Below are 25271 nucleotides of genomic sequence, written 5' to 3' on the forward strand. Positions count from 1 at the left end.
ATGATGCGCAACCTATTTGCAATGTTCTCTCTCTTATTTTCAGTTTTATACTTTGCTCAGGCGGGTGCAAACCCTTTTGCTGGTGAAAATACGAACAATAATTCGTCTAACCGCTATTCCAGTCCTCAAGAATTAGGAAAAAATAATGGAAATGGTAACGGTAACGGAACTCCAGGTATTCCCAATGAACACGCGAGTGAAACGGGGAAAGAAAATGCTGCAGGAGGTCCTGCAGATCCTCCAAATCCCCTACCTATCGATGATTAATTCCCGTATTTATTTTGGTAGCCGTAGGAATGATCGTTTATCAAACCCGTTCAATGAAAAATGTGCAGTCTTAAGACTTATTTTTAAATCTTATTGGTCTTTCTCCTTCTTCTTTTCGTTTGGTGGTTAATATCAAGCCCACTTTTGGGCAAAAATAAATAATGAAAGAAAAAATATGGTTATCGTCTCCCCACATGGGTGGACGGGAAATGAAATATATAAAAGACGCCTTCGATGAAAATTGGATTGCGCCTTTAGGTCCTAATGTCAACGGTCTGGAAAATGACCTTGAAAAATTCTTTGATCAGGATGTTCACGTTGCCGCGCTGAGTTCCGGTACTGCTGCACTTCATCTTTCTCTTATTCTTTTAGGCGTAGAACCTGGTGATTATGTGATTTGCCAGAGTTTAACTTTTTCTGCCTCTGCGAACCCTATCGCTTATATCGGTGCTAAACCCATTTTCGTCGATAGTGAAAAAGATACCTGGAATCTTTGTCCCGACGCAGTGGAAGAGGCCATTAAATTTGGTATTTCTGAAGGTAAAAAACCAAAAGCCATTATCGCAGTAGCACTTTACGGGATTTCTTATAAAGTCGATGAAATTACAGCGCTTTCTAAAAAATACGATATTCCAGTGATTGAAGATGCCGCCGAAGCTTTGGGCAGTATGTACAAAAATCAAAAATGTGGAACGTTCGGTGATCTTGGTGTGATTAGTTTTAATGGAAATAAAATCATAACCACTTCTGGTGGTGGTGCATTAACTTTAAGAGACAAAGCATTCAAAAAGAAAGCGGTCTTCCTTTCTACTCAAGCCAAAGACGACGCACCTCACTATGAGCATACGACCATTGGTTATAATTACCGAATGAGTAATGTTTGCGCAGGAATTGGTCGCGGACAAATGGAGGTTTTGGAAGAAAGAGTTGCCCAAAGAAGAGCCAATCATGATTTTTACGAGAAACTTTTTAAAGACAATCCGCACGTTAGTTTACACAAAGAGCCTAACGAAGATTATTTTGCCAATTATTGGTTAAGTGTTGTTCAGATCAATCCTTCTTCGCCGGTGAGTGTAGAGGATATTATGGAACGATTCCAGGCAGAAAATATTGAAACGCGCCCGATCTGGAAACCCATGCACTTGCAGCCTGTATTTCAGGATGAAGCATATTTCGGTTCAGATTTAGCAGAAAAATTATTTAACAACGGAATGTGTTTGCCTTCCGCTTCAAATATGACTGATAACGACCGAAAACGAATTGCCGAAGTAATTCAGGAGATATTCGGTTAAAATTTCCTTCCTTTAAAAACTAATTTTACTCTTGCTACAAAAACAAATTAATAACCTAAATATGCTACTGATCACGTCGACGACAGGTCTTAATTTTTAATTGTTTTTCTCAATGAGCATTCGTAAAGTTCTACACAACAAAATTTACAGCGGAGACAATCTGGTTAACATTTCCGATATTCGGTATTTGCCTCGTTGGGTGATTTTGGTGTTGGATATTTGTATTTTAGCTGTAGCCATTTATTTTTCCTGCTATATTATTGAAAGGTTGAGCTTTGGTTCAACAAAAGTGTTCTATAACGATGTGCACATGTATCTTTTGATCATCAGCATTTCGGTATTTTTTATGTTTATGTTCCGTACGTACGCGGGAATTATTCGGCATTCCACTTTTATTGATTTATTCAAACTTTTTCTTGCTATTTTCTCTACAACGCTTGTCGTAGGACTTGTCAGTTTTGGCTACTTTCTCCTGGAGGGAAAACGGATGATTTATATGTCTATTCCCTTTTTGGTTTTATTTTCTGCCAGTTCGTTTATTCTGCTTTTTCTATTTAGATTAACGGTAAAAGAATTTTTTCATATTGTTCGGGAATTTCGCCGCAGCAGTTTAAAGAAAAGAATTTTAGTCCTTGGAATTGATGAACAGTCAGTGGCAATAGCGCGCGCAGTTTTAGACAATCCAAATCTTCCCTATCAAATTGCAGGATTTGTGACCCAAAGAACAGATTCAAAAAGAGCAAGTTTACTTGGGAAGCCCATCTATAGCAGAGAACGTATTGAAAACAGCACCAAACAGCAATTGGTGATCGACGGAATTTTGCTTATGAAAGAGATGCTGGGCAAAGAAGAAATGAATTCTTGGGTGAATCTTTTCTTAGAAAAAGATCTCCAGATTTTTAAAGCGCCCGCTTTGCAAAAACTTCGTAATAATGAAGATGGTAATCTGAAAGCGCTTCAAATTGAAGATTTACTGAACAGAAAACCGATCAAAATTGAAAATGAAGACGTGAAACAGCGCCACTTCGGAAAAACAATTTTGGTTACCGGTGGAGCTGGATCTATTGGAAGTGAAATAGTACGTCAGGTTGCGCTTTTCGAACCAGAATTAATTGTGGTACTAGATCAGGCAGAAACACCTTTGTACGAAATTGAAATGGAAATGCGCGAAGCTTTTCCCATGCTTTCTTTTAAATTTGTCTTGGCAGATATTTCTAATAAACACAGGATAGAGCCGCTATTCCAGAAATATCAGTTTTCAATGGTGTATCATGCGGCTGCGTATAAGCACGTTCCGCTGATTGAGGAAAATCCGCACGAAGCGATTTTGGTGAATATTTTAGGAACTAAAAATTTATCCACCTTAGCCTCGCAATATAAAGTCAATCGTTTTGTAATGATTTCGACGGATAAAGCCGTCAAACCCACGAACGTAATGGGCGCCAGTAAGCGGACCGCAGAGTTGTTTGTACAGGCATTACAAAATACACGCAACAACCAAACTAAATTTATCACCACCAGATTCGGAAATGTATTGGGGTCTAATGGATCTGTTATCCCACATTTTAAGCGCCAGATTGAAAACGGCGGTCCAGTAACCATTACACATCCTGAAATTGTCCGCTATTTTATGACGATTCCAGAAGCTTGTGATTTGGTTTTACAAGCGGGAACAATGGGTAAAGGAGGGGAGATTTTTGTTTTTGATATGGGTGAGCCCGTTAAAATTATCGACTTAGCAACCCGCATGATCAAACTTTCCGGATTTGAACCAAATATCGATATTAAAATTATTTATACAGGACTACGTCCAGGCGAAAAACTATATGAGGAATTGTTGAGTGACGATGCTAAAACATTGCCAACGCACCACGAGAAAATAATGATCTCGAAAGATCCGATTATGGATTTTGTAACCATAGAGCGGTATGCAAATCAAATTATTCGCGCAACCATGCGTCGGGAAAAAGTAGAAGTGGTGCAGATTTTAAAAGATATTGTTCCCGATTATAAAAGCAATAATTCCATTTACGAAGTCTTGGACAAGTAATATAGAATTGTATATTTGCAGAAATACATAATTTTGTAATGAGCAGGAAATTATTGGTAGCATTTGTGGGTGTCTTTTTCTTTTTAAGTTCGTGCAAGACGCGGGAGAAAGCAGACGATCTGAATTATATGCAGAATGCTGATCAGATTGCAACTGAAGCTTCTGCGGCTTCAAGATACTCAACCATCCAAAAAGGTGATCAGCTCGTAATTTTCGTAAGTGCAAAAAATATGGAAGTGGTTAAGCCTTTTAACCAGGCATACTATTCCTCTCAAAACTCAATTTCTACAACACCTTCTACTACTAATTCGACCGAAAAAACCTATTTGGTGAACTCCGATGGAGATATCGATTTCCCTATTCTTGGTACCATTAATACCACTGATAAAACTTTAGAAGAAGTAAAAAACGACCTTACACAGCGTATTACAGCTTATGTAAAAAATCCGACGGTAAGTCTCCGTTTGGCTAATTTCAAAGTTACCGTTTTAGGCGAAGTTGCGCGTCCCGGACAATATGCCATGCCTGAAGTTAATCCGACCTTGCTCAGCGCAATCGGTATTGCCGGTGATCTGACGATGTACGGGAAAAGAAATGATATTCTGATCGTACGGAATGTAGACGGTCAGCCGACGAAGGAAAGACTTAATTTGCTGGATTCCAATTTCATCAATTCTCCGTATTTTTATCTTAAACAAGGTGATGTGGTTTATGTCTCTTCCAACGAAACGAAGGAAAAAATCGCACGTCAGGATCCCAATACGAGTATTTATATTGCAGTAGCTGGTACTATCATTGGTCTGGCGGGTATTTTCATTACGATTTTCAAAAAATAAATAATGAGTCAAAGCACAAACGTCGACGTCGATGCTCCGAAAGATATCAATATTAATGAACTGATAAAACCCTATACCAGACGTTGGCTGTGGTTTTTGCTTTCTGTACTTGCAGTAGTTTTAGCAACCTATATTTATCTTAAAATCACGGAACCGTCTTATAAAATCGATTCTACGGTTCTCATTAAAGATGCTAAAAAATCGCCCGCTGGTGGATTAGGAGCGCTTTCTGATTTGTCTGGTTTTGGAAATATGGCCACGAACAGCATCGAAAATGAAATTGAGGTTTTCAAATCAAAAAAGTTGATGACTGATGCGGTGTCGCGTTTGGGATTACAAACAACTCTTTTTTCAAAGAAAAACTTCCGTACGACTGAATTATATGGAGAAACAGCTCCCGTTCTCATTCAGGTAATCAACGAAAAAGAATATGAAAAGCCCATTAACGAACCGGTTCAGATCATCATTAATGGCGACAAAATTGAACTGGTTTCGCCCGAACTTTCTACTAACATTGTAACTACTTTTAATAAAACGATAAGTCTGCCGTACGCCAATATTTTAATACGCAAAAATCCCGCAGCTGATCCCTCCAAGATTAAAGATTTGGGAGACCTAATGTTTAATTTTTCGACAATAGAACAGGCGGTCAATCGATTTCAGAAAGCGACTGAAGTTGATTTGGTAGATAAAGATGCGACAGTGATTGGCTTATCAATAAAATATCCAGCTAAGGAAAAAGCTAAAGATCTCCTCAATAAATTGATTGAAGCATATAATAACGACGCTACCAGTGATAAAAACTCCGAATCTAAGAAAACAAAAGATTTTATCGATGACCGAATTGCCATTATTGCAAGTGAACTGGGAGATGTTGAATCTCAAAAAGAAACGTTTAAAAGGGCGAACAACATTACTGATATTCCGACTGAAGCAACGTTAAGTCTGGAAACATCTGCGAAAGCCCGCCAACAACTTTTAGAAACAGAAACAGAACTAAGTTTAACAAACAATCTGATTTCTTATATGAAAGGATTAGGAAACAACCAAACTTTACCGTCTAGTGTGGGTTTGAGCAATCCAACGGCATCTGTAAATATTAATGCGTACAATCAATTAATCCTTGAACGAAACGGCCTTCTGGAAAATGCGACGCCTCAAAATCCTGTTGTGGCTGATCTGACGAAACAAATTAATAATCTACGCTCTTCGGTAATGGACGGTTTGGTGAAATCCCGAACGGCCTTACAGACGACCATTAATGACATTCAATCTGAACAAAATACAATAAGGGCGAAAATTTCCAAAATACCGGCGCAGGAAAAAATGTTCCGCAGTATCGAACGGCAACAGCAAATTAAGGAAAATCTCTATTTAATCCTCTTAGAAAAACGGGAAGAAACGGCCATTAATTTAGCCATGACGGCACCGAAAGCGCGCGTTTTGGATGCTGCCTACGCCTCGGAAAAACCAGTATCTCCACGAAAAATGCTGTTTTTAGGTGGTGCTGTTATTTTAGGACTTTTACTGCCATTTGCGTTTATTTATATTACAGAACTTTTGGACAATAAAGTCCGCTCCAAACATGATCTGGAAAAACTTTCTCCCGCTCCGATTGTTGGTGAACTGCCGCGCGTCGGTAAAGGAGAAAATGAAATTGTACAGGTTAATGATTTGTCGCCAATGTCTGAAGCCTTCCGAATTTTGATTACGAATATGAATTTCATGTTGCCGAAGAAAGAGAAGGGGAAAGTCGTTTTTGTAACTTCTACGATCAAGGGCGAAGGCAAAACTTTCACCTCTGTCAACCTAGCATTGACTTTGGCGTCACCAAAAAATAAAGTCATCATCATTGGTGCGGATATTCGAAATCCTCAGCTTCAACGGTATAATCCTGCCAGAAAAGGGCTGGATGGTTTAACAGAATTCCTTTATAATACTGAAGAAAAGCTGCAAGATATTGTTCATGTTTCTACCTTCAATCCTTATTTAGATGTGATTTATTCTGGAAGTATTCCGCCGAACCCGACAGAATTGCTCTCTAACGGTCGATACGAAATGCTCGTTGATTTGCTGAAAGTGCAATACGATTATATCATCATCGACACTGCTCCGCTTATGCTGGTGACCGATACTTTATTATCTTCTGACATGGCTGATGCAACGCTTTACGTAACGCGATCTGGCTTTACTGATAAACCGCTTATTGATTTTGCCAATAAGCAAATTGAAACCAAAAAAATTAGAAATGTCGGCTTTGTATTAAACGATGTTGACAAGAATAATTTTGGATATGGTAATAAATATGGGTACGGATATCAGGCGGAAGAAAAGGGTTTTTTCGGAAAACTTAAGGATAAGTTTTAAGTAAGATGGCGATTGTAAGAACTTAGTAATTTATTTCGATAGAATTTATCAACTCACCCCTTCTGGAATATTGTAGAATATTATGAAACCTACGCTTATTAATTTACCGAAAATAGTCGATCCTAGGGGAAATTTATCTTTTTTTGAAAATTCCCATCAAGTGCCTTTTCAAATTGAGCGCACCTACTGGATATATGATGTGCCAGGTGGAGAGAAAAGAGGAAGTCATGCTTTCAAAGAACAACAGGAATTTATTATCGCTCTTTCCGGAAGTTTTGATGTGATCCTGCATGATGGAATCGAAGAACAATGTTTTACGCTGAATCGGTCGTATTATGGTCTTTACGTTCCAAAAATGTGCTGGCGCCGACTGGATAATTTTTCCACCAATTCATTGGCACTTATCGTGTCAGATAGAATGTACTCTGAAAATGATTATATTCGTGATTTCGAGGAATTTAAAAAGTTCAAGAATGAAGAATAAATCAGTATTCGACTGTTCCGTGATCGAATTGGGTAAAATTAGTTTTGCAGAGGGAAATTTGACCGTGGTAGAAAATTCGTCAGATTTTCCTTTTGAAGTTAAACGGGTTTTTTACTTATATGATATTGCAGGAGGAGAAAGCAGGGGAGCTCACGCACATGTTGAATGTCACCAGTTTCTAATAGCCGCTTCTGGCAGTTTTGAAGTTTCATTGGATGATGGGAAATTTAAGCGGCAGGTATTTCTGAATCGTCCTGATTTTGGTCTTCATATTCCTCCGGGGGTTTGGGCTTCTGAATTAAATTTTTCGTCTGGTGCTATTTGTTTGGTTTTGGCTTCCACTATCTTTGATGAAAGCGACTATATTCGAGATTATAATGATTTCTTAAAACAGATCCATGAATAAAATTCACCCATTGGCAGAGGTACAAAGTCCTTCAGTTGGTGAGGGAACTTTTGTCTGGCAATATTCCATCATTTTAGAAGACGCGGTAATCGGAACAAATTGTAATATCAATTGTCATGTTTTTATTGAAAATGACGTTATTATCGGTAACAATGTTACGGTGAAACCTGGTGTTCAGATATGGGACGGATTGCGCATCGAGGATGATGTTTTTATTGGGCCAAACGTAACATTCACAAACGATCCATTTCCAAGATCAAAACAGTACCAGAAAAATGTACAACGTACCCTGATTTGTAAAGGAGTAAGTATTGGCGCTAATGCTACAATTTTAGGAGGCGTAACAGTGGGGGAAAATTCAATGATTGGAGCAGGAAGTGTGGTCACTAAAAATATACCCTCAAATGAACTGTGGGTAGGAAACCCAGCCCGTAAAGTAAAAAACATAAGTAATGATTAAATTTCTTGATTTACAGAAAATAAATCTGGTACACCAAGACGAAATTGAAAATAAATTACTAGAAGTCTTCCGCAGTGGTTGGTATCTGTTAGGAAACGAAGTGAAAAATTTCGAAGATAATCTGGCAAAATATATAGGAAGTACTCATGCAATTGGTGTTGCCAATGGTTTGGATGCTTTAAGACTCATTCTTCGGGCGTACATTGAAAATGGAGTGATGCAGAAAGGAGACGAGATTATTGTTCCTGCAAATACCTACATTGCCTCAATTTTAGCGATTTCGGATAACGGACTGGTTCCTGTTTTAGTTGAGCCTACACTGGATACTTATAATATTGACGTTTCGGAAATTGAGCAGAAAATTACCCCTAAAACAAAGGGAATTTTAATTGTTCACCTTTACGGTAGAGCAGTTTGGTCAGAGGAATTACAAAAAATTGCCACAAATAACGGCTTAAAAATAATTGAGGATAATGCGCAATCTATTGGCGCAAGCTGGAACGGAATTAAAACGGGTAATATAGGAGACGCAGCCGGTTTTAGTTTTTATCCCGGTAAAAACTTAGGTGCTTTAGGAGATGCTGGCGCGGTAACTACCAACGATGAAAATCTCGCAAACACCATTCGAGCAGTTGCCAATTATGGTTCCACTGAAAAATATGTAAACTTATATCAGGGACTTAACTCGCGACTCGATGAAATTCAGGCCGCAGTTCTTTCCGTTAAGATAAAGTACATTGATTCTGAAAATATGCGTAGAAAGGAAATTGCCGAAATGTATCTCTCAGGAATAAAAAATCCTAAAATTGTATTGCCGGAAAGTCCTCAAAACAAAAATGAACACGTTTGGCACCTGTTTGTAATTAGATCCTCCGAAAGAGAAGAATTACAAAAATATTTGGCTGAAAAGGACATACAAACCCTCATCCACTATCCAATTCCGCCTCACCAGCAAAAAGCGTATAAAGCCCTAAATGACCTCACATTTCCTATAACCGAAAAAATTCATGCTGAGGTGCTAAGTTTACCGATCTCACCAGTTTTAGATGATCAGGAAATTAGTACTATAATTGCCGCCCTCAACGACTTTTAGATGATTAAAAAATTTAAGAATCTACTCACCTCTGACCTGATCAAAGTTTTTTCGTTGACTAGTCTTTCAACGGTAATTAAACTCTTAACAAGTTACATCACCGTGAAGGTGGTGGCTGCATTGGTTGGTCCTGCGGGAATTGCGCTTATAGGACAATTACAAAATTTCACCACAATTTTCGCGACTTTAGGTTCTGGCGGAATTAATAATGGAGTGGTGAGATATGTTTCCGAATTTAAAGGTGAGAAATCTTCATTTAAAAAATATATCCAAAATGGCCTGAAAATAACGATTTATCTGTCGATCTTTTCTGGAGGTCTTCTCATTCTTTTCAGTTCCTTTCTCAGTCAGTGGGTTTTATTGGATCATCAATACTATTATGTTTTCGTATTTTTAGGCTGTAGTCTTTTGTTCCTTTCCTTGAATAATTTTTTGCTTTCAATACTTAATGGTTTACAGGAATTTAAAAAGTTTGTAATCATCAACATTACAACAAGTATAATTGGACTGTTATTCACCGTTTTTTTAGTGATGAATTACAACCTGCGAGGCGCCTTAGTCGCTACGGTAACTTACCAAAGTGTAGTTTTTTTTGGCACTGTCTTTTTTCTTAAGAAAGTAAATTGGTTTAGCAAAGCATATCTGTGGGGAAAAATGAACAGAGAGATCGTAAAAAAATATTTTTCCTATTCTCTTATGGCTCTCGTTTCAGCCGCAACGATTCCCGTTTCTCAACTTCTGGTACGCGGTTATCTTATTCAGGAATTTACGGTTGAAAAAGCAGGTTTCTGGGAAGGAATGAATAGAATTTCTGGTTTGTATCTTATGCTTTTTACCACCTCATTTAGCGTCTATTACCTTCCTAAATTATCTGAATTAAAAAGCCACCATCTTCTACGAAAGGAAATTTTAAACACCTATAAAATCATTACTCCCTTAATTTGTATCAGTTTACTACTTATTTATTTACTAAAAGATGTGGTAATTAATGTTCTCTTTACAAAGGAATTTTACCCTATGAAAGAACTTTTTTTGTGGCAACTCGCGGGCGATTTTTTTAAAATTATGAGCTGGATTCTTGCATTCTTGATGGTTGCTAAATCAATGACAAAAATTTACATCATTACCGAAATTATTTTTTCTGGTTTATTAGTAGTTTTGTCTTATTACTTTATTAATAAATATGGAGTCATTGGCGCAACACAGTCGTACTGTCTAAATTACTTTATTTACTTTGTCGTAATGGTCATCATCTTTAGAAAATTGTTATTTAAAACCAATTTAAATTCAGCTGCAACATGAAAATAATAATTCCGCTTGTAGGAACATTTGGAAAAGCTGGTGGTTGGCGGGTGATTTCAGAGTTGGCGAATCACTGGATTGCGCAGGGTCATGAAGTCGTCTTTTTTTCTCATATTAAATCTGAGGGTCCGTATTTTCCTACAAGGGCAAAAATTTTTTACTTTGATAATCAGGGTAAAATGTTTAATGATTTTAATAACAATCATCCTAAAGCACTGCTAGGACCTTTTGGAATACGAAGGATGTTGCGGAACATTTTAAACAAACAAGAAGCAGATATAGTGTTGGCAACCCATTGCTTAACTGCTCACCCTGTAAGATATTCCACCATAAAAGCTAAAAAGTTTTACTACGTTCAGGCATATGAGCCGGAATATTATTATAAGAAAGATATTAAATCACGAGTCTATAAACAAATTAGTAAAAACTCATATCACTTGGGATTGAATATCATTGTAAATGCTCCTATGTATCTTGATTATAAAGATATCAAGGCGGATAAATTCGTTTTTCCCGGTGTAGATTTTAATGTATTTAAACCAACCAAACAGCTACAACAGAAAAAAATAATTATTGGAACTATTGGAAGATTAGAAGCATACAAAGGCACCTCATATGTCCTCGAAGCTTTTAAATTACTTCGAAAAGAAATGGGCGATAAACTAGAGCTTCATATTGCATTTGGTGATGATTCGCTGAAAAGTGAAGACGGAATTGTACTGCACATACCTCAGGGAGATCAGGAGCTAGCAGAATATTATAACAGCCTTACGATGTATGTATGTGCAGGACTGGTTCAACTAGAGGCTGTTCATTATCCGGTTATAGAATCCATGGCCTGCAAAGTTCCGGTAATTACGACGGGTTATTTACCAGCTAACGATGATAATTCCTGGAAAGTTCCTGTGAAGAATGCGAACGAAATTAAAAATAGAGTCCTTGAAGTTCTTGAAAATGAAAAAGAAACAATAAGGAAGATAGAACAGGCATTCCTAGATGTACAGCAATTTGAAAGTAAAGCGGTGGCTGCGAAAATGTTAAATTATTTTAAAGAATAATGATTCAAAGCATAATTTTCGGTTTTATCTTACTATCCTTCATCTCGATATTCCGACCAGTTGCAAAAGTCGAAAAATATATTGTCATTTTTTGCGGCCTTGTTATGCTTTTATTCGCGGGTTTCCGAGAAGACAGTTTTGATTATATTATCTACGAACTGCTTTTTGAAAATTATGAAACCATAAGTGTTGAGCCAGCATTTAAAACGATTTCTTATCTCGTCACCCAGTTTACGGAAGATATCAGATATCTCTTTCTCATCTTTGCTTTTTTAGGAGTGAGTTTAAAATTAAAAGGAATTACTACGTTGAGTAATTTCGTGCTGCTGTCCTTAGTTGTTTATGTGAGTAATTTTTACCTTTTACATGAAATGACGCAAATTAGAGCAGGTGTTGCGTCTGCTTTTTTACTCCTTTCCATTAAACCCAATATGGAGCGGGATTTAAAGAAATTTCTTCTGTTTGCAATACTCGGTTTTTTATTCCATTATTCTGCGTTATTAATCCTTCCGCTCTGGTTTTTGCCTAAAAAGATAAATGTCAAAATATTAGGAATTTCTATTTTTTTGGGATACGCCTCTTTTTTTCTGGGTTTAAATTTTGTACGAATTATCCCTATTCCAGGCATACAGGAAAAGATAGAGGCTTATCTTACCCTGCAGGAAATGAATAATGAGGAGATAAACGTGTTCGGTTATTTATATCTTTTTCGGATATTGATCTTTTATGTTCTGCTTTTTAATTATAAGAAGTTTTCAAAATATAACATCTATTTTCCGCTGCTTCTTAATATGTATGCCATATCTCTTGTGGTGTTTACTGTTTTTGGTAAAATACCAGCTTTTTCCAGCCGTATCAGCGAAATGTTGGGTGTTGTTGAAATTATTTTAATTCCCATGTTGGTTTATTTATTTAGAGTTCAAATATTGGGACGACTCTTAGTTGTTTTGGTCGCACTCGTTTTTTTATTGGTCAATCTTTTCTATGTTGAATTAATTTTTGATATATGATTGCTGCAGTAACTATTCTTTATAATCCGCAACCTGATGTACTTCAAAATATCGAAACGTATATCGAACACGTAGATAAATTATACCTCATCGACAATTCCGATGCGTCAAATGAGCAAATGCTCCAGCGGATAAATGCTCCAGAAAAGGTTGTTTATATTTTTAATAATGAAAATTTAGGAATCGCCAGCGCTTTAAATATAGGGTGTAAAACTGCCATAAAAGATGGTTTTGAGTGGATATTGACGATGGATCAAGACAGTAAAATATTAACGTTAGAGAAATTTTTTAAGGATGCCCTTGATCCTGATAATAAAACAGCGCTATATTATCCGACCTACATCATAAATGGTGCTCCATACCAGTATCAAATTTTGGAGAATGAAAAACCCGTGGTCGTCATGACCTCCGGAAATATTCTTAATTTAGAAGCTTATACCGCAGTAAGTGGTTTTGAAGATAAATTATTCATTGATTATGTAGATATTGATTTCTGCTTAAAATTAAAATTAAATGGCTACCAACTCAAAGAATTAGAAGGATATAAAATTGCCCATGAATTGGGAAAATCAAAACTCAAACAAAATCTTTTATTTAAAATTTTATTGACCAATCACCCCTTAATCAGGAGGTATTATATTACGAGAAATAAATTTTATATGCTTAAAACGTATAAAAATATAACAACTTTTTATGACAAAGAAAAATATTCACTTTTAAAAGAGTTGGTCAAAATAATATTATTTGAAGATGAGAAGGTGCAGAAACTAAAAATAATGTACACGGCTTACGAAGATTTTAAGATGAATAAATTCGGCAAAAAGAGATGAAGAATTCAGTGTGTATCGCAACTTATAATGGAGAACGGTTTATTCAGGAGCAAATCGCGTCAATTTTGCCACAGCTTCAAAATGATGATGAATTAATTATTTCCGATGATTATTCGACTGATCGAACGATTGAAATTATAGAATCTTTCCGTGAAGATAGAATTAAAATTATCTTCAATAAAACTGAAAAAGGATATACCAATAATTTTGAAAATGCTATAAAACATGCTTCTGGAGACTTTATCTATCTGTCAGATCAGGATGATGTTTGGTTACCACATAAAATTGAAGTGTTTAGCCACGAATTTGAGCACCACGATTTTCTGGTTAGTAATGCTAAAATTGTAAACGAGGAATTAGAAAGTCTTGATTCTCAAACCTACTTTGATCTCCGTGGTATGAGTACAGGCTTTCTGAGTGATTTGATTAAAACCAAGAGCTTAGGATGTTGTATGGCATTTAATAAAAAAGTTTTACAGAGAATTTTACCTTTTCCGCCAGATAAAAAGTTATGTCCACACGATTTTTGGATTTTGCTAATTTCAGAATTTTATTATCGATCAAAAGTAATTAAAGAACCATTGGTTTTATATCGCAGACACGGAAATACAACATCTACAGGCGGTGCAAAAAGCAGCAGTTCATTGTCATTTATGATAAAATTTAGATTATATTGCTTGGTTCATGTCCTGAAAAGATATTAAATTAACCACCTAATTGACACGGGAATTGTGAACTTCATCTAATTGAATTGTAGCATATTATAATGCCAGGTGTTTTAGAACTGGTAAAGGCTTTTAAAATTATATTCCGTCTGAGGAAATAAAATAAAAGCTTTGAACACCAAAAAATGGGAGAAAATTTAAAATGAAAAATATACTCATCACCGGCGGAGCGGGTTTTATAGGATCAAATTTGGCCTTAAAATTAATATCAAAAGGTTATACCGTAACTGTTTTAGATAATTTATCTCCACAAATCCATGGTGAAAATCCGACCGAAAACTCACCCCTTTTTCTCAGCATTAAAGACCACGTTAAATTAATTTACGGAACGGTTACCAATATTGAAGATTGGAAAAAAGCGCTGGAAGGTCAGGATGCCATCATTCACTATGCTGCTGAAACCGGCACTGGACAATCCATGTACGAAGTTCAAAAATATGTGGATGTAAATATTACGGGAACTTCTTTGATGCTTGATTTGTTGGTAAATGGCAGTTACAAAATTAAGAAAGTAATTGTCGCCTCTTCGCGCTCGATTTATGGTGAAGGAAAATATATCAGTAAAGAATTGGGCGCGGTGTATCCGAAGCACAGAATTTCCAAAGATATGGATCAAAAAGATTTTGAACCTAATTATCCGAATTCGTCTGCGCTTACTTTGGTGGCTACAGATGAAGACTCTAAAATTCACCCATCTTCCGTGTATGGCATTACCAAACAAAATCAAGAACAAATGGTGCTTACCGTCTGCCCAACAATCGGAATCGCCGGCGTTGCGTTTCGTTATCAAAATGTGTATGGCCCCGGACAATCATTAAAAAACCCCTACACCGGAATTCTTTCCATATTTTCAACACAGATTAAAAACGGAAATGCAATAACGATATTTGAAGATGGTAAAGAAAGCCGCGATTTCGTTTTCATTGATGACGTGGTCGAGGCAACAATTTTAGGCTTGGAAAAAGAGGAGGCAAACAATGAAGTTTTTAATGTCGGAACGGGTGTAGCCATCGATGTAATGTCGGTTGCTAAAGGGCTTTCTAAGAATTATGGCATTGATGTTCCCATTGCAATATCGGGAAATTACAGATTAGGAGATATTCGGCATAACTTTGCCGATTTGGCTAAAATTAAATCTTTCTTAGGATTTGAACCGAAAGTAAGTTTTGAGGAAGGATTAAAAAAATTTACAGATTGGGTGAATACGCAGGAAATTCAGGAAGATAAATACGAACAATCGATGGAAGAGATGAAATCAAAAGGATTGTATAAATAATTCAGGATGCTGCAAGGTAAAAGGGTTTTGTTGATATCGGTTAAGTTTTTTTATTATGAAGAACTTATAAAAAAAGAATTGGAAAATCAAGGAGCTCTAGTCGATCTTTTCGACGAACGGCCTTCCAATTCATTTTTTACAAAAGCAATTTTACGGATCAAAAAAGAGTTATATACCGTTAAAATTAATGAATATTTTAAAGCGATTATAGAAAAAATTAAGGATTATAAATACGATTACTTCTTACTTATAAAAGGGGAAGCTACTCCAGCGTTTTTTCTGGAATTTATAAAATCAAATAATCCGGGAATCAAATTTATTTTTTATACCTATGATTCGTTTAATAACAATTCTAATGGCTTTGGTATTTTAAAGTATTTCGATTATAAATATACATTTGACAGCAAAGATGCCGTGAAATATAAAATGAAATTTCGTCCTTTGTTTTTTGCTCCTGATTACGGACTTTTAAACCAAATTGATAAAAAATTTGACTATGATTTAGCATTTATCGGAACTGCTCATTCAGACCGTTACATGATCTGTGAGTCCGCAAGAAATTGGTGTGAAAAAAATAATTTTACGATGTTTACCTATTATTTTTCTCCCAGTAAAACTTTGTTTAAGTTTAAAAAACTTACTGAAAAAGATTTTAGAACCTTTGATCCGGCAAAAATATCTTTCAGAAGTCTGAAGCACAAGGAAATTGTGGATATTTATAAAAAATCTAAAGTCATACTGGATATTACTCATAAAGGCCAAAATGGTTTAACAATGCGAACTTTCGAAACTTTGGGCGCGGGTAGAAAATTAATTACAACCAATCCCGAAATAAAAACATATCCTTTTTATGATCCACAAAATATTTGGGTCATCGAAAGAGGAAATGTACAATTCGACAAGAAATTCTTTGAAACAGACTTTAAAGAAATTAATGACCAGCTACGACAAACGATGTCTCTTGAAGGCTGGGTTAACGAAATATTTACAATGAAAAATCCTGGCTATTGGGATACAGTCCTTGAACATAAAATATGAAAGTAGTAATTTTCGGAAGTTCCGGTTTTGTCGGAAAAAACCTTACACGCTCTTTACAAAAAGACTTCGAAATTCAAGAATTATCGGTTCGTGAAAATAGGTGGGAAACTAAAATTGATCAGGAGACAGAAGTGTTCATCAATTTAATCGGTAAAGCGCACGACAACAAAAAAAAGGCCTCTGAAGAGGACTATTATTTTTCAAATATAAAACTGGCGCAAGATATTTTTGAAGTATTTATAAATTCGACAGCATCCTTACTGATTTACATCAGTTCGGTGGCGGCAATTCAGGAGTTCTCGGCCGAAAAACCTTTAACTGAAAACGATGATTGTTTCCCAGTTTCTCCCTATGGGAAAACAAAAAGAACAGCCGAAGAATGGCTACAAAGTCAAACCGTACCTGGCTACAAAAAAGTAATTATCCTTCGACCACCGATGATTCACGGGCCTGGTGATAAAGGGAATTTGGGTTTATTATATAAAATCATTTCCACTGGCCTGCCTTATCCGCTTGCAGCCTTTAAAAATGAAAGGTCATTTATTGGTATCGAAAACTTTAATTTTTACATCGCTAAAATTATTGAAAATAGACATTTGCTACACAGTGGTATTTACCACATTTCAGATAACGAACCATTGTCAACCACAGCAATAGTTAAAGTCATAAAAGAAGTCTTAGAAGTGAAAAATTCTGAGATTGCGGTGCCAAAATTCCTCATTAATGGGGTGGCTACAATCGGAGATTTTTTACCTTTGCCCTTAAACACTAAAAGATTGCAAAAAATGACTTCTTCTTTGGTTATTTCTAATCACAAAATAAACCAGTTGCTTCGTATGACGAAATTACCTTTTACCGCCGAAGAAGGTTTACGAAAGACCATCAAAAGCTTTAGAAAGTAATGGAATATATTATCGTTACCGCGGTGTTTTTTGTACTTCTGATGGTGTATTTTAGGATCGCGACCAAGTATAATATCATAGATCACCCTAACCACCGCACTTCGCATTCTGATATTACGGTCCGTGGAGGAGGCATCATTTTCCCAATCGCTTATTTACTATTCATTGGGACAGAAATGTTTTTTAATTCGGATGGTTTATATGGTGCTGAGGATCAGCCTAACTTTTTTGTTTTTGGGGCAGGATTTTTACTCATTACTATTTTAAGTTTTGTTGATGATCTCGTCGATCTTCCTACAAAAACCCGTTTAATTTTTCACTTTATTGCGGTGACTTTACTGCTTCATTTTGTTAATGGATTTACAATTTTGCCGATCTGGGAGCTTCCCTTCGTTTATATCCTCGCTATCGGCATTTTGAATGCCTATAATTTTATGGATGGTATTAATGGAATATCCGGAGTCTACAGTTTGGTGATTTTAGGTTCTTTATGGTATGTGAATCAGGAAATTGCGCCTTTCATCTTAAAAGATTTTATTGTATACCCGACGTTAGCCTGTATCGTTTTTCTTTTTTTTAATTTCCGTAAAAGAGCCAAATGCTTTCTGGGCGATGTCGGAAGTATGGGAATCGCTTTTTGGATTATCGCGCTTATTGCGATGCTGATTATAAAAACAGGAGATTTTAAATGGTTGCTTTTTTTAAGTCTATATGGAATTGATACCGTAATAACGATCGTTGAACGAATAAAAAGACGCGAAAATATTTTAGAAGCCCACCGCCGCCACTTATATCAGCTTTTTGTGAATGAACAAAAACAGTCTCATCTAACCGTGAGCTTACTGTATGGATTATTTCAACTTTTAATTAATATTTTTGTGATTTTGTCAGGCTTAAATACTTGGTTTATATTTGCAATGATTCTAATTCCAACTGCCATCTTGTATATTTTTCTTAAATTAAATATTTTAAAGAAATCCTTAATAAAACAATCTTAATGAAGATCAAACCAACGCCACTCCAGGACTGCTATATTATTGAACCGACAATTTTCGAAGATGAGCGGGGATATTTTTTTGAAAAATTTAACGAAAAGAAATTTGAAGATCTAACAGGTTTAAATGGTCATTTTGTGCAGGATAATATTTCAAAATCATCTTATGGTGTTTTGCGCGGACTTCATTTACAGAAAGGCGAACATGCACAAGCAAAACTCGTTTCCTGTTTAGAAGGTTCTGTGTGGGATGTCGCTGTAGATTTACGACCAGATTCGCCGACTTTTGGGAAGTGGTTCGGTATCGAATTGTCTGCAGAAAATAAATTGCAGTTTTATGTGCCGCGCGGCTTCGGACATGGCTTTTCGGTCCTAACTGAAACAGCTGTTTTTGCTTATAAATGCGATAATTTTTATAATAAAGACTCCGAAGGTGGAGTTTCCTATAACGATCAAGATTTAAATATCGACTGGAAATTACCCGAAGCGGATGTACTACTTTCGGAAAAAGATAAAATTCAACCTACCTTTGCAGCACACAACTTTTAGAAAAATAAATATGAAAAATATAATTATTACCGGTGGTGCCGGCTTTATCGGCTCTCATGTTGTTCGCGAGTTCGTTAAAAATCATCCGGAGACACAAATTATCAATTTAGATGCTTTAACCTACGCAGGTAATCTGGAGAATTTAAAAGACATTGAAAATGAACCCAATTACATTTTCGAAAAAGCAGACATTACCAATGTTGATGAATTGAGAAAGGTTTTTGAAAAGTATAATCCAGATGCGATTGTTCACTTAGCGGCAGAAAGCCATGTGGATCGAAGTATTGAAGATCCAAGCGCGTTCATTAATACGAATGTCAACGGAACTGCAAACCTTTTAAATTTAGCCAGAGAATTTTGGACTTTAAATCCGGACCATCAGCATGGGAATTATCCAGATGAAACCCGTAAAAATCTTTTTTATCATGTTTCTACAGATGAGGTATATGGAAGTCTAGGCGAAACCGGTTTCTTTTTAGAAACTACAGCCTACGATCCGCAATCGCCTTATTCGGCTAGTAAAGCAGCTTCTGATCATTTGGTGCGCGCTTATGGAAATACGTATGGAATGCCATTTATCCTTTCTAACTGCTCCAATAATTATGGTCCGAATCACTTTCCGGAGAAATTGATTCCCTTATGCATTTCTAATATTCTGAATGGAAAGCCACTTCCTATTTATGGAGATGGAAAATACACTAGAGATTGGTTGTATGTGATTGATCATGCGAAAGCAATTCATCAAATATTCTATGAAGCAAAAACCGGAGAAACCTATAATATTGGTGGTTTTAATGAATGGCAAAATATTGATTTGGTAAAAGAACTGATCAAGCAAATGGATGAGAAATTAGGAAATCCTGCAGGTCATTCAGAAAAATTAATTACCTACGTTAAAGATAGACCCGGACACGATTTACGGTACGCCATAGATGCAACCAAACTGAACAAAGAATTAGGTTGGATGCCAAGCGTAACTTTCGAACAGGGATTAGGTAAAACAATCGACTGGTTTCTGGAAAACAAAGAATGGCTGGATCACGTCACAAGCGGCGATTATCAAAAATATTACGACAAACAATACTCTTAAGATGAAAGGAATTATTCTCGCCGGCGGTTCCGGTACACGACTTTACCCCTTAACTATAGCGGTAAGTAAGCAGCTGATGCCGGTTTACGATAAACCCATGATTTATTATCCTTTGTCAACATTGCTTTTGGCGGGGATTAAGGATATTTTAATTATTACGACGCCTCATGATCAGGAGGGTTTTATCAAACTTTTGGGTAACGGATCCTCGATTGGCTGTAATATTCAATATAAAATACAACCAAGTCCTGATGGATTAGCGCAAGCATTCATCTTGGGTGAAGAATTTATCGGCGATGATTCCGTGGCTTTGGTTCTTGGAGATAATATATTTTATGGAACTGGATTGGCGCAACTGCTTGCCAGTAAAGCTTCAGTAAAAGGTGGATGTGTCTTCGCCTACCAAGTTTCAGATCCTGAACGATATGGAGTTGTTGAATTTGATGAAAATTTAAAAGCAATTTCCATCGAGGAAAAACCAGAAAATCCAAAATCAAATTTTGCTGTACCGGGATTATATTTCTATGATAATTCGGTAGTGGAATATGCTAAGAATTTAAAACCATCTGTACGTGGAGAATTAGAAATTACGGACATTAACCGAATCTATCTTGAAAAAGGAGATTTAGAAGTTGGCGTAATGTCTCGCGGCACTGCGTGGTTAGATACCGGAACGTTTGATTCATTACACGAAGCTTCGGAGTTCGTAAAGGTTTTAGAAAAAAGACAAGGTTTTAAGATTTCTTGTATTGAAGAAATTGCTTATAAAAAAGGATTTATCAATAAAGAACAACTCCTTGAATCTGCTAAAAAATATGGAAAAAGTGGCTATGGAGATTATTTGAAGAAATTAGTCGACTAACATTTTTCCCGTTAAAAAAAGGAAGAGCATGCGTAGAGTATGCTCTTTTTTTGGTTTAAATTTTACTGAAAAGTGGATCACATGATTTAAATTTTCAACATGCGAACTGCTGCAACGCAGTGTTTCTTGGTTTTTTTTATATATTTACGTCATGGCTGAAATATTTATTATCGGGATCTGTCTTATTTTATTGATATCCTACCTTTTTGATATTACCACAAAATTCACAAAAATTCCTTCTGTAATCTTATTGCTTGCAACAGGTTGGATGCTCAACCAGATCGGTGGTTTGTACAATATTATCATCCCAAACCTAAATGTAATCTTGCCAATTTTAGGAACGGTCGGACTGATACTCATAGTTTTGGAAGGTTCCCTGGAACTTGAACTCAACAGATCTACCCAAAATTTAGTAAAAAAATCCGCAGTTATTGCACTCGTTCCTTTGGTTATTATTGCTCTTGGGTTTTCTGCATTTTTGTATTATGAATGGAATCTTTCCTTTAAACAAAGTTTGATCAATATTATTCCCTTTTGTATTATCAGCAGTTCCATCGCGATACCCAGCGCCATTAATCTATCGCGGGAAAAGCGGCAGTTTATAACTTATGAGAGCAGTCTTTCTGATATTATCGGAGTCCTCTTCTTTAATTTTGCAACTTTTGGTACTGCGATTACGCTAACTGGAGCCTTCCATTTTGCGGGTCAGTTTATGTTGATGCTTGTAATTTCCGTGGTTGCGTCGCTTGTACTTGCGGTTCTTTTGGCTAAAATTGATCATCATATCAAATACGGTCCAATCATCATTTTAAACATTCTCATTTACCAGGTGGCAAAAATTTACCATTTACCAGCGTTAATATTTATTCTCTTTTTCGGTCTCGTTCTGGGAAATGTTGATGAAATGCGGAACCTTAAATTTTTACGGAATGTCCGTTTTACAAAACTTACCCGTGAAGTGCAGCATTTTAAAGATGTGGTTATCGAAGCGACTTTTATCGTACGAACCCTTTTCTTCATCGTATTTGGTTTTGTTTTAAAAACTGAAGATATTATCAATACCGATTCTTTGGTTTGGTCTGTTTCAATTGTGGTCGTAATTTATGTATTGCGCGCAATCTTTCTCAAACTCGGGAAAATGGATTTACAACCTTTGTTCTATATCGCACCACGCGGCTTAATTACGGTCCTTTTATTTTTAAGCATTACCCCAAAAGACCGTTTTCCCTATCTCAATGAATCCGTGGTTATTCAGGTCATTTTATTGACCACATTTGTAATGATGATCGGCCTTTTATTCGAGAAAAAAATCAATCCTGAAATGCTCAAGTTTTCTAAATTTAAAAAAGACGTTGAGGCACCTGAATAATTTTTCGCTTTTATATGCTTATCTTTGCGCCCAATAAATTTTATAATGCGCACAAAATCAGTCGGAAAAAAGAAAATAAATATTGTAACCTTAGGATGTTCAAAAAACGTCTATGATTCTGAAGTCTTAATGGGGCAACTTAAGGCGAATGGAAAAGACGTTGTTCATGAAGATAAAGGTGACATCGTGGTCATCAATACTTGTGGTTTTATCGATAATGCAAAAGAGGAATCTATCAATACCATTTTGGAATTTGTAGAAGCTAAAAATCGGGGAGAAGTAGAAAAGGTTTTCGTTACCGGATGTTTGTCAGAAAGATACAAGCCCGATTTAATCCGGGAGATTCCTGATGTTGATCAGTATTTTGGTACTCGTGATTTACCCCTTTTGTTAAAGCAGTTAGGAGCCGATTACAAACACGAATTGGTTGGCGAAAGAATGACAACTACTCCTAAACATTACGCTTATTTAAAGATTGCTGAAGGTTGCGACAGACCGTGTTCTTTTTGTGCTATTCCTTTAATGCGCGGAAAAAATATTTCTACACCAATTGAAAACCTGATTATAGAAGCTGAAAAATTGGCTAAAAAAGGCGTTAAAGAACTTATTTTAATTGCTCAGGATTTAACGTATTACGGTTTAGATCTTTATAAAAAGCGCGCGCTTGGCGATTTGCTTTTACGTCTTGTAAAAGTGGAAGGAATTGAATGGATTCGTTTGCATTACGCGTTTCCAACAGGTTTTCCGGAAGATGTTTTGGATATTATAAGAGATGAACCAAAAGTTTGTAATTATATAGATATTCCTTTACAGCACATCAATTCTGATTTGTTGAAAGCTATGAAACGTGGCACAACGCATGAAAAAACAAATGCTTTGCTGGCCAAGTTTCGGGAGAAAGTTCCTAATATGGCGATCCGTACCACACTTATTGTGGGTTTCCCCGGAGAGACTGAAGAGAAATTTCAGGAAATGAAAGAATGGGTTCGGGAGCAAAGATTTGATCGTTTGGGATGTTTTACCTATTCTCACGAAGAAAATACAACGGCCTATGTTTTAGAAGACGATGTGCCTCAAGAAGTAAAAGAAGCCAGAGTTGAAGAAATTATGGAATTGCAATCGCAGATTTCTTGGGAAAAGAATCAGGAAAAGATTGGGCAGGTTTTCCGATGTGTGTTTGACCGAAAAGAAGGCAATTATTTTGTCGGCCGTACCGAATTTGATTCACCCGATGTAGACAATACAGTTTTGGTTTCTGCTGAAAACACCTATTTATCTCTCGGAGAATTTGCTGATATTAAAATTACCAGCGCAGAAGAATTCGATTTATACGGTGAGCTCGTTTGGTAATTAGCATTTTTAAGTTGATTTTTTATCAGATCGACAAAAATATTTGTAATAAAAATACTTTTAGAATTTCTAAAAGTATTTTTTGTTTAAGTGATTGGTATTTAGTCTTTTATCTCTAAAAATGTATAGATACTATGCGGTGGTTAGTTAATAAAATTAACATTTACTACTCAATTTTAACACAAATTAAGAACCTTCGTGAAAAGCCACTATTAGCGACTATCCAATGATTGTTAACAAAAAATTAACAATTCATTAACGGAGTTTAACGGTTCAAAAGTTGTGTAAGTCAATTTCGGAATAAATTTGCAGAGTCAAAACCAATAAAAATAATTCAAAATGATGAAAAGAGGAATACTCCTAATCATAATGATGATTTCAACACTTGGTATCTTTTCTTTCAAAAATGATACCAACGATGCTAAAAAGACAAGTTTTGCTTCTTTCTATCACGATAAGTTCAACGGTAGAAAAACTGCAAGCGGAGATATTTTTAGTAATTCGAAATTAACTGCCGCCAATAGAACACTTCCATTCGGCACCAAAGTAAAAGTAACCAACCTAAGATCAGGAAAAAGTGTAATAGTAGAAATAAACGACCGCGGTCCTTTCCATTCATCTCGCGCACTCGATCTTACAAAGGCAGCATTTAAAGCGATCGGTAATCCTTCCAGAGGTACCATGCCTGTTGAATACGAAATCATAGATTACGATTTATAACGTAAAATTTAAAAAATCAAAAGCCGTTTAGTCAATAGGACCAAACGGCTTTTTTTATGTTCAATATTTTGATTTTGTGATGAAGAATTCTTTTCGTCACAATTTTAATTAAGACAATTCTACCATTACAGGACAGTGGTCAGAGTGAACAGCTTCCTTCAGAATGACTGCGCGCGAGAGTCGGTCTTTTAAAGCGTACGAAACAAAATTATAGTCCAATCTCCAGCCTTTATTTCTTGCACGTGAATTTTGGCGATAACTCCACCAGGAATAGTTTTCTGGTTGGTTGTTAAAGTATCGGAAACTGTCGATGAGCTCACATTCTTCAATAAATTGAGTAAGCCATTCTCTTTCCATAGGCAAAAATCCGGAGACATTTTTTAAACCTTCCGGGTTGTGAATGTCGATCTCCTGATGGCAAATATTAAAATCACCACAAATTACAAGATTAGGAATGGTTTTCTTTAATGTTTTAATGTATTCCAAAAAGTCGTAGCAGAACTTCATTTTAAAAACGAGTCTGCCATTATTTGAAGCTGATGGAACATAGACGGAAATCACTGAAAAATCTTCAAAATCCGCACGCATAATTCTTCCTTCTGAATCGTAATGTTCAATACCGCATCCGTATTCTACATGTATCGGTTTCACTTTAGAAGCGATTCCGACGCCGGAATATCCTTTCTTTTGGGCAGAATGCCAATAACTGAAGTATCCGACCTTTTCTAAACTTTCGATGTCAATCTGATCATTGCCAGCTTTGCTCTCCTGAATGCAGATTACATCTGGATCAGCGACTTGCAGCCAGCCCACAAAATCTTTTGTAAAAGCGGCGCGAATTCCGTTGACGTTATATGATATTATTCTCATAAATTTTTTAATATTTTCAAAAATACAATTTGTTTGCGGCTTTTTGCAATCGCAATATTCCATAAAAAAGC

General features: G+C 36.1%; 25 protein-coding genes. 24 read left to right on the forward strand and 1 reads right to left on the reverse strand.

The features are described 5' to 3' along the window. The 24 genes from LC814_RS11095 (at position 1) to LC814_RS11210 (ending at position 24330) form a co-directional block, all read left to right on the forward strand. Positions 1-267, forward strand: a complete 267-nt coding sequence (locus tag LC814_RS11095) for a hypothetical protein (RefSeq protein ID WP_226063992.1) — start codon at positions 1-3, stop codon at positions 265-267. A gap of 161 nt (positions 268-428) precedes the next feature. Beyond that, on the forward strand, positions 429-1559 hold the full coding sequence (locus LC814_RS11100; RefSeq protein WP_226063993.1) for a DegT/DnrJ/EryC1/StrS family aminotransferase: 1131 nt from the start codon (positions 429-431) through the stop codon (positions 1557-1559). A gap of 112 nt (positions 1560-1671) precedes the next feature. Next, positions 1672-3609 carry a nucleoside-diphosphate sugar epimerase/dehydratase gene (locus LC814_RS11105; RefSeq protein ID WP_226063994.1) on the forward strand — a complete coding sequence of 646 codons (1938 nt, stop codon included), beginning with the start codon at positions 1672-1674 and terminating at the stop codon, positions 3607-3609. Between the two features lie 38 nt (positions 3610-3647). Then, entirely contained in the window at positions 3648-4445 is a 798-nt protein-coding gene (locus tag LC814_RS11110) for a polysaccharide biosynthesis/export family protein (protein WP_226063995.1), read from the forward strand. Between the two features lie 3 nt (positions 4446-4448). Then, on the forward strand, positions 4449-6812 hold the full coding sequence (locus LC814_RS11115; protein WP_226063996.1) for a GumC family protein: 2364 nt from the start codon (positions 4449-4451) through the stop codon (positions 6810-6812). An 82-nt stretch (positions 6813-6894) separates the two neighbouring features. Continuing rightward, on the forward strand, positions 6895-7296 hold the full coding sequence (locus LC814_RS11120) for a sugar 3,4-ketoisomerase (RefSeq protein ID WP_375373397.1): 402 nt from the start codon (positions 6895-6897) through the stop codon (positions 7294-7296). Next, positions 7286-7702 (forward strand): sugar 3,4-ketoisomerase, encoded by a 417-nt coding sequence (locus LC814_RS11125; RefSeq protein ID WP_226063997.1) that lies wholly within the window; start codon positions 7286-7288, stop codon positions 7700-7702. Before LC814_RS11120 ends, LC814_RS11125 begins: the two co-directional genes overlap by 11 nt. Continuing rightward, on the forward strand, positions 7695-8162 hold the full coding sequence (locus LC814_RS11130) for an acyltransferase (protein ID WP_226063998.1): 468 nt from the start codon (positions 7695-7697) through the stop codon (positions 8160-8162). The genes LC814_RS11125 and LC814_RS11130 overlap by 8 nt, the downstream gene beginning before the upstream one ends. Beyond that, entirely contained in the window at positions 8155-9255 is a 1101-nt protein-coding gene (locus LC814_RS11135) for a DegT/DnrJ/EryC1/StrS family aminotransferase (RefSeq protein WP_226063999.1), read from the forward strand. The genes LC814_RS11130 and LC814_RS11135 overlap by 8 nt, the downstream gene beginning before the upstream one ends. Continuing rightward, positions 9256-10557 carry an O-antigen translocase gene (locus tag LC814_RS11140; protein WP_226064000.1) on the forward strand — a complete coding sequence of 434 codons (1302 nt, stop codon included), beginning with the start codon at positions 9256-9258 and terminating at the stop codon, positions 10555-10557. It begins immediately after the preceding gene. Beyond that, the gene (locus tag LC814_RS11145; protein ID WP_226064001.1) at positions 10554-11615 is read left to right on the forward strand and encodes a glycosyltransferase family 4 protein; all 1062 of its coding nucleotides are present in this window, start codon (positions 10554-10556) and stop codon (positions 11613-11615) included. Before LC814_RS11140 ends, LC814_RS11145 begins: the two co-directional genes overlap by 4 nt. Next, positions 11615-12625, forward strand: a complete 1011-nt coding sequence (locus LC814_RS11150; protein WP_226064002.1) for an EpsG family protein — start codon at positions 11615-11617, stop codon at positions 12623-12625. Before LC814_RS11145 ends, LC814_RS11150 begins: the two co-directional genes overlap by 1 nt. Beyond that, a complete protein-coding gene (locus LC814_RS11155) occupies positions 12622-13455 on the forward strand; it encodes a glycosyltransferase (RefSeq protein ID WP_226064003.1) in 834 nt (277 codons plus the stop codon). The genes LC814_RS11150 and LC814_RS11155 overlap by 4 nt, the downstream gene beginning before the upstream one ends. Further along, the gene (locus LC814_RS11160) at positions 13452-14159 is read left to right on the forward strand and encodes a glycosyltransferase (RefSeq protein WP_226064004.1); all 708 of its coding nucleotides are present in this window, start codon (positions 13452-13454) and stop codon (positions 14157-14159) included. Before LC814_RS11155 ends, LC814_RS11160 begins: the two co-directional genes overlap by 4 nt. Positions 14160-14322: 163 nt before the next feature. Further along, positions 14323-15456 (forward strand): NAD-dependent epimerase/dehydratase family protein, encoded by a 1134-nt coding sequence (locus LC814_RS11165; RefSeq protein WP_226064005.1) that lies wholly within the window; start codon positions 14323-14325, stop codon positions 15454-15456. A 6-nt stretch (positions 15457-15462) separates the two neighbouring features. Next, positions 15463-16494, forward strand: coding sequence for a WaaS/CpsH family glycosyltransferase (locus tag LC814_RS11170; RefSeq protein WP_511190241.1), 1032 nt, complete (start codon positions 15463-15465; stop codon positions 16492-16494). Beyond that, the gene (locus LC814_RS11175; protein WP_226064007.1) at positions 16491-17396 is read left to right on the forward strand and encodes an NAD-dependent epimerase/dehydratase family protein; all 906 of its coding nucleotides are present in this window, start codon (positions 16491-16493) and stop codon (positions 17394-17396) included. The genes LC814_RS11170 and LC814_RS11175 overlap by 4 nt, the downstream gene beginning before the upstream one ends. Next, positions 17396-18394 (forward strand): MraY family glycosyltransferase, encoded by a 999-nt coding sequence (locus LC814_RS11180; RefSeq protein WP_226064008.1) that lies wholly within the window; start codon positions 17396-17398, stop codon positions 18392-18394. Before LC814_RS11175 ends, LC814_RS11180 begins: the two co-directional genes overlap by 1 nt. Beyond that, complete coding sequence (gene rfbC / locus LC814_RS11185; RefSeq protein WP_226064009.1) at positions 18394-18939, forward strand: dTDP-4-dehydrorhamnose 3,5-epimerase; 546 nt, start codon at positions 18394-18396, stop codon at positions 18937-18939. The genes LC814_RS11180 and rfbC overlap by 1 nt, the downstream gene beginning before the upstream one ends. A gap of 10 nt (positions 18940-18949) precedes the next feature. Continuing rightward, positions 18950-20029, forward strand: coding sequence for a dTDP-glucose 4,6-dehydratase (gene rfbB, locus LC814_RS11190; protein ID WP_226064010.1), 1080 nt, complete (start codon positions 18950-18952; stop codon positions 20027-20029). 1 nt (position 20030) lies between these two features. Continuing rightward, positions 20031-20891, forward strand: coding sequence for a glucose-1-phosphate thymidylyltransferase RfbA (gene rfbA / locus LC814_RS11195; RefSeq protein ID WP_226064011.1), 861 nt, complete (start codon positions 20031-20033; stop codon positions 20889-20891). A gap of 151 nt (positions 20892-21042) precedes the next feature. Continuing rightward, entirely contained in the window at positions 21043-22260 is a 1218-nt protein-coding gene (locus tag LC814_RS11200) for a cation:proton antiporter (protein WP_226064012.1), read from the forward strand. 45 nt (positions 22261-22305) lie between these two features. Beyond that, positions 22306-23610 carry a 30S ribosomal protein S12 methylthiotransferase RimO gene (rimO, locus tag LC814_RS11205; protein ID WP_226064013.1) on the forward strand — a complete coding sequence of 435 codons (1305 nt, stop codon included), beginning with the start codon at positions 22306-22308 and terminating at the stop codon, positions 23608-23610. A 339-nt stretch (positions 23611-23949) separates the two neighbouring features. After that, positions 23950-24330: a septal ring lytic transglycosylase RlpA family protein gene (locus LC814_RS11210; protein WP_226064014.1), complete on the forward strand. Its 381-nt coding sequence runs from the start codon at positions 23950-23952 to the stop codon at positions 24328-24330. Positions 24331-24438: 108 nt separating this feature from the next. On the opposite strand, the gene LC814_RS11215 is transcribed toward LC814_RS11210, so the two are convergent. Then, entirely contained in the window at positions 24439-25200 is a 762-nt protein-coding gene (locus LC814_RS11215) for an exodeoxyribonuclease III (protein WP_226064015.1), read from the reverse strand. Positions 25201-25271: the final 71 nt, after the last annotated feature.

The organism is Kaistella polysaccharea (genome assembly GCF_020410745.1).
GTDB classification, from domain to species: Bacteria; Bacteroidota; Bacteroidia; order Flavobacteriales; family Weeksellaceae; genus Kaistella; species Kaistella polysaccharea.

Coding starts and splice junctions, on each gene's coding strand:
- rfbC (WP_226064009.1), top strand. CDS start 18,394: ATGAAGATCAAACCAACGCCACTCCAGGACTGCTATATTATTGAACCG.
- LC814_RS11180 (WP_226064008.1), top strand. CDS start 17,396: ATGGAATATATTATCGTTACCGCGGTGTTTTTTGTACTTCTGATGGTG.
- rfbA (WP_226064011.1), top strand. CDS start 20,031: ATGAAAGGAATTATTCTCGCCGGCGGTTCCGGTACACGACTTTACCCC.
- LC814_RS11125 (WP_226063997.1), top strand. CDS start 7,286: ATGAAGAATAAATCAGTATTCGACTGTTCCGTGATCGAATTGGGTAAA.
- LC814_RS11215 (WP_226064015.1), bottom strand. CDS start 25,200: ATGAGAATAATATCATATAACGTCAACGGAATTCGCGCCGCTTTTACA.
- LC814_RS11175 (WP_226064007.1), top strand. CDS start 16,491: ATGAAAGTAGTAATTTTCGGAAGTTCCGGTTTTGTCGGAAAAAACCTT.
- LC814_RS11165 (WP_226064005.1), top strand. CDS start 14,323: ATGAAAAATATACTCATCACCGGCGGAGCGGGTTTTATAGGATCAAAT.
- LC814_RS11105 (WP_226063994.1), top strand. CDS start 1,672: ATGAGCATTCGTAAAGTTCTACACAACAAAATTTACAGCGGAGACAAT.
- rfbB (WP_226064010.1), top strand. CDS start 18,950: ATGAAAAATATAATTATTACCGGTGGTGCCGGCTTTATCGGCTCTCAT.
- LC814_RS11155 (WP_226064003.1), top strand. CDS start 12,622: ATGATTGCTGCAGTAACTATTCTTTATAATCCGCAACCTGATGTACTT.
- LC814_RS11130 (WP_226063998.1), top strand. CDS start 7,695: ATGAATAAAATTCACCCATTGGCAGAGGTACAAAGTCCTTCAGTTGGT.
- LC814_RS11150 (WP_226064002.1), top strand. CDS start 11,615: ATGATTCAAAGCATAATTTTCGGTTTTATCTTACTATCCTTCATCTCG.
- LC814_RS11115 (WP_226063996.1), top strand. CDS start 4,449: ATGAGTCAAAGCACAAACGTCGACGTCGATGCTCCGAAAGATATCAAT.
- LC814_RS11100 (WP_226063993.1), top strand. CDS start 429: ATGAAAGAAAAAATATGGTTATCGTCTCCCCACATGGGTGGACGGGAA.
- LC814_RS11200 (WP_226064012.1), top strand. CDS start 21,043: ATGGCTGAAATATTTATTATCGGGATCTGTCTTATTTTATTGATATCC.
- LC814_RS11160 (WP_226064004.1), top strand. CDS start 13,452: ATGAAGAATTCAGTGTGTATCGCAACTTATAATGGAGAACGGTTTATT.
- LC814_RS11110 (WP_226063995.1), top strand. CDS start 3,648: ATGAGCAGGAAATTATTGGTAGCATTTGTGGGTGTCTTTTTCTTTTTA.
- LC814_RS11210 (WP_226064014.1), top strand. CDS start 23,950: ATGATGAAAAGAGGAATACTCCTAATCATAATGATGATTTCAACACTT.
- LC814_RS11120 (WP_375373397.1), top strand. CDS start 6,895: ATGAAACCTACGCTTATTAATTTACCGAAAATAGTCGATCCTAGGGGA.
- rimO (WP_226064013.1), top strand. CDS start 22,306: ATGCGCACAAAATCAGTCGGAAAAAAGAAAATAAATATTGTAACCTTA.
- LC814_RS11095 (WP_226063992.1), top strand. CDS start 1: ATGATGCGCAACCTATTTGCAATGTTCTCTCTCTTATTTTCAGTTTTA.
- LC814_RS11145 (WP_226064001.1), top strand. CDS start 10,554: ATGAAAATAATAATTCCGCTTGTAGGAACATTTGGAAAAGCTGGTGGT.
- LC814_RS11135 (WP_226063999.1), top strand. CDS start 8,155: ATGATTAAATTTCTTGATTTACAGAAAATAAATCTGGTACACCAAGAC.
- LC814_RS11170 (WP_511190241.1), top strand. CDS start 15,463: ATGCTGCAAGGTAAAAGGGTTTTGTTGATATCGGTTAAGTTTTTTTAT.
- LC814_RS11140 (WP_226064000.1), top strand. CDS start 9,256: ATGATTAAAAAATTTAAGAATCTACTCACCTCTGACCTGATCAAAGTT.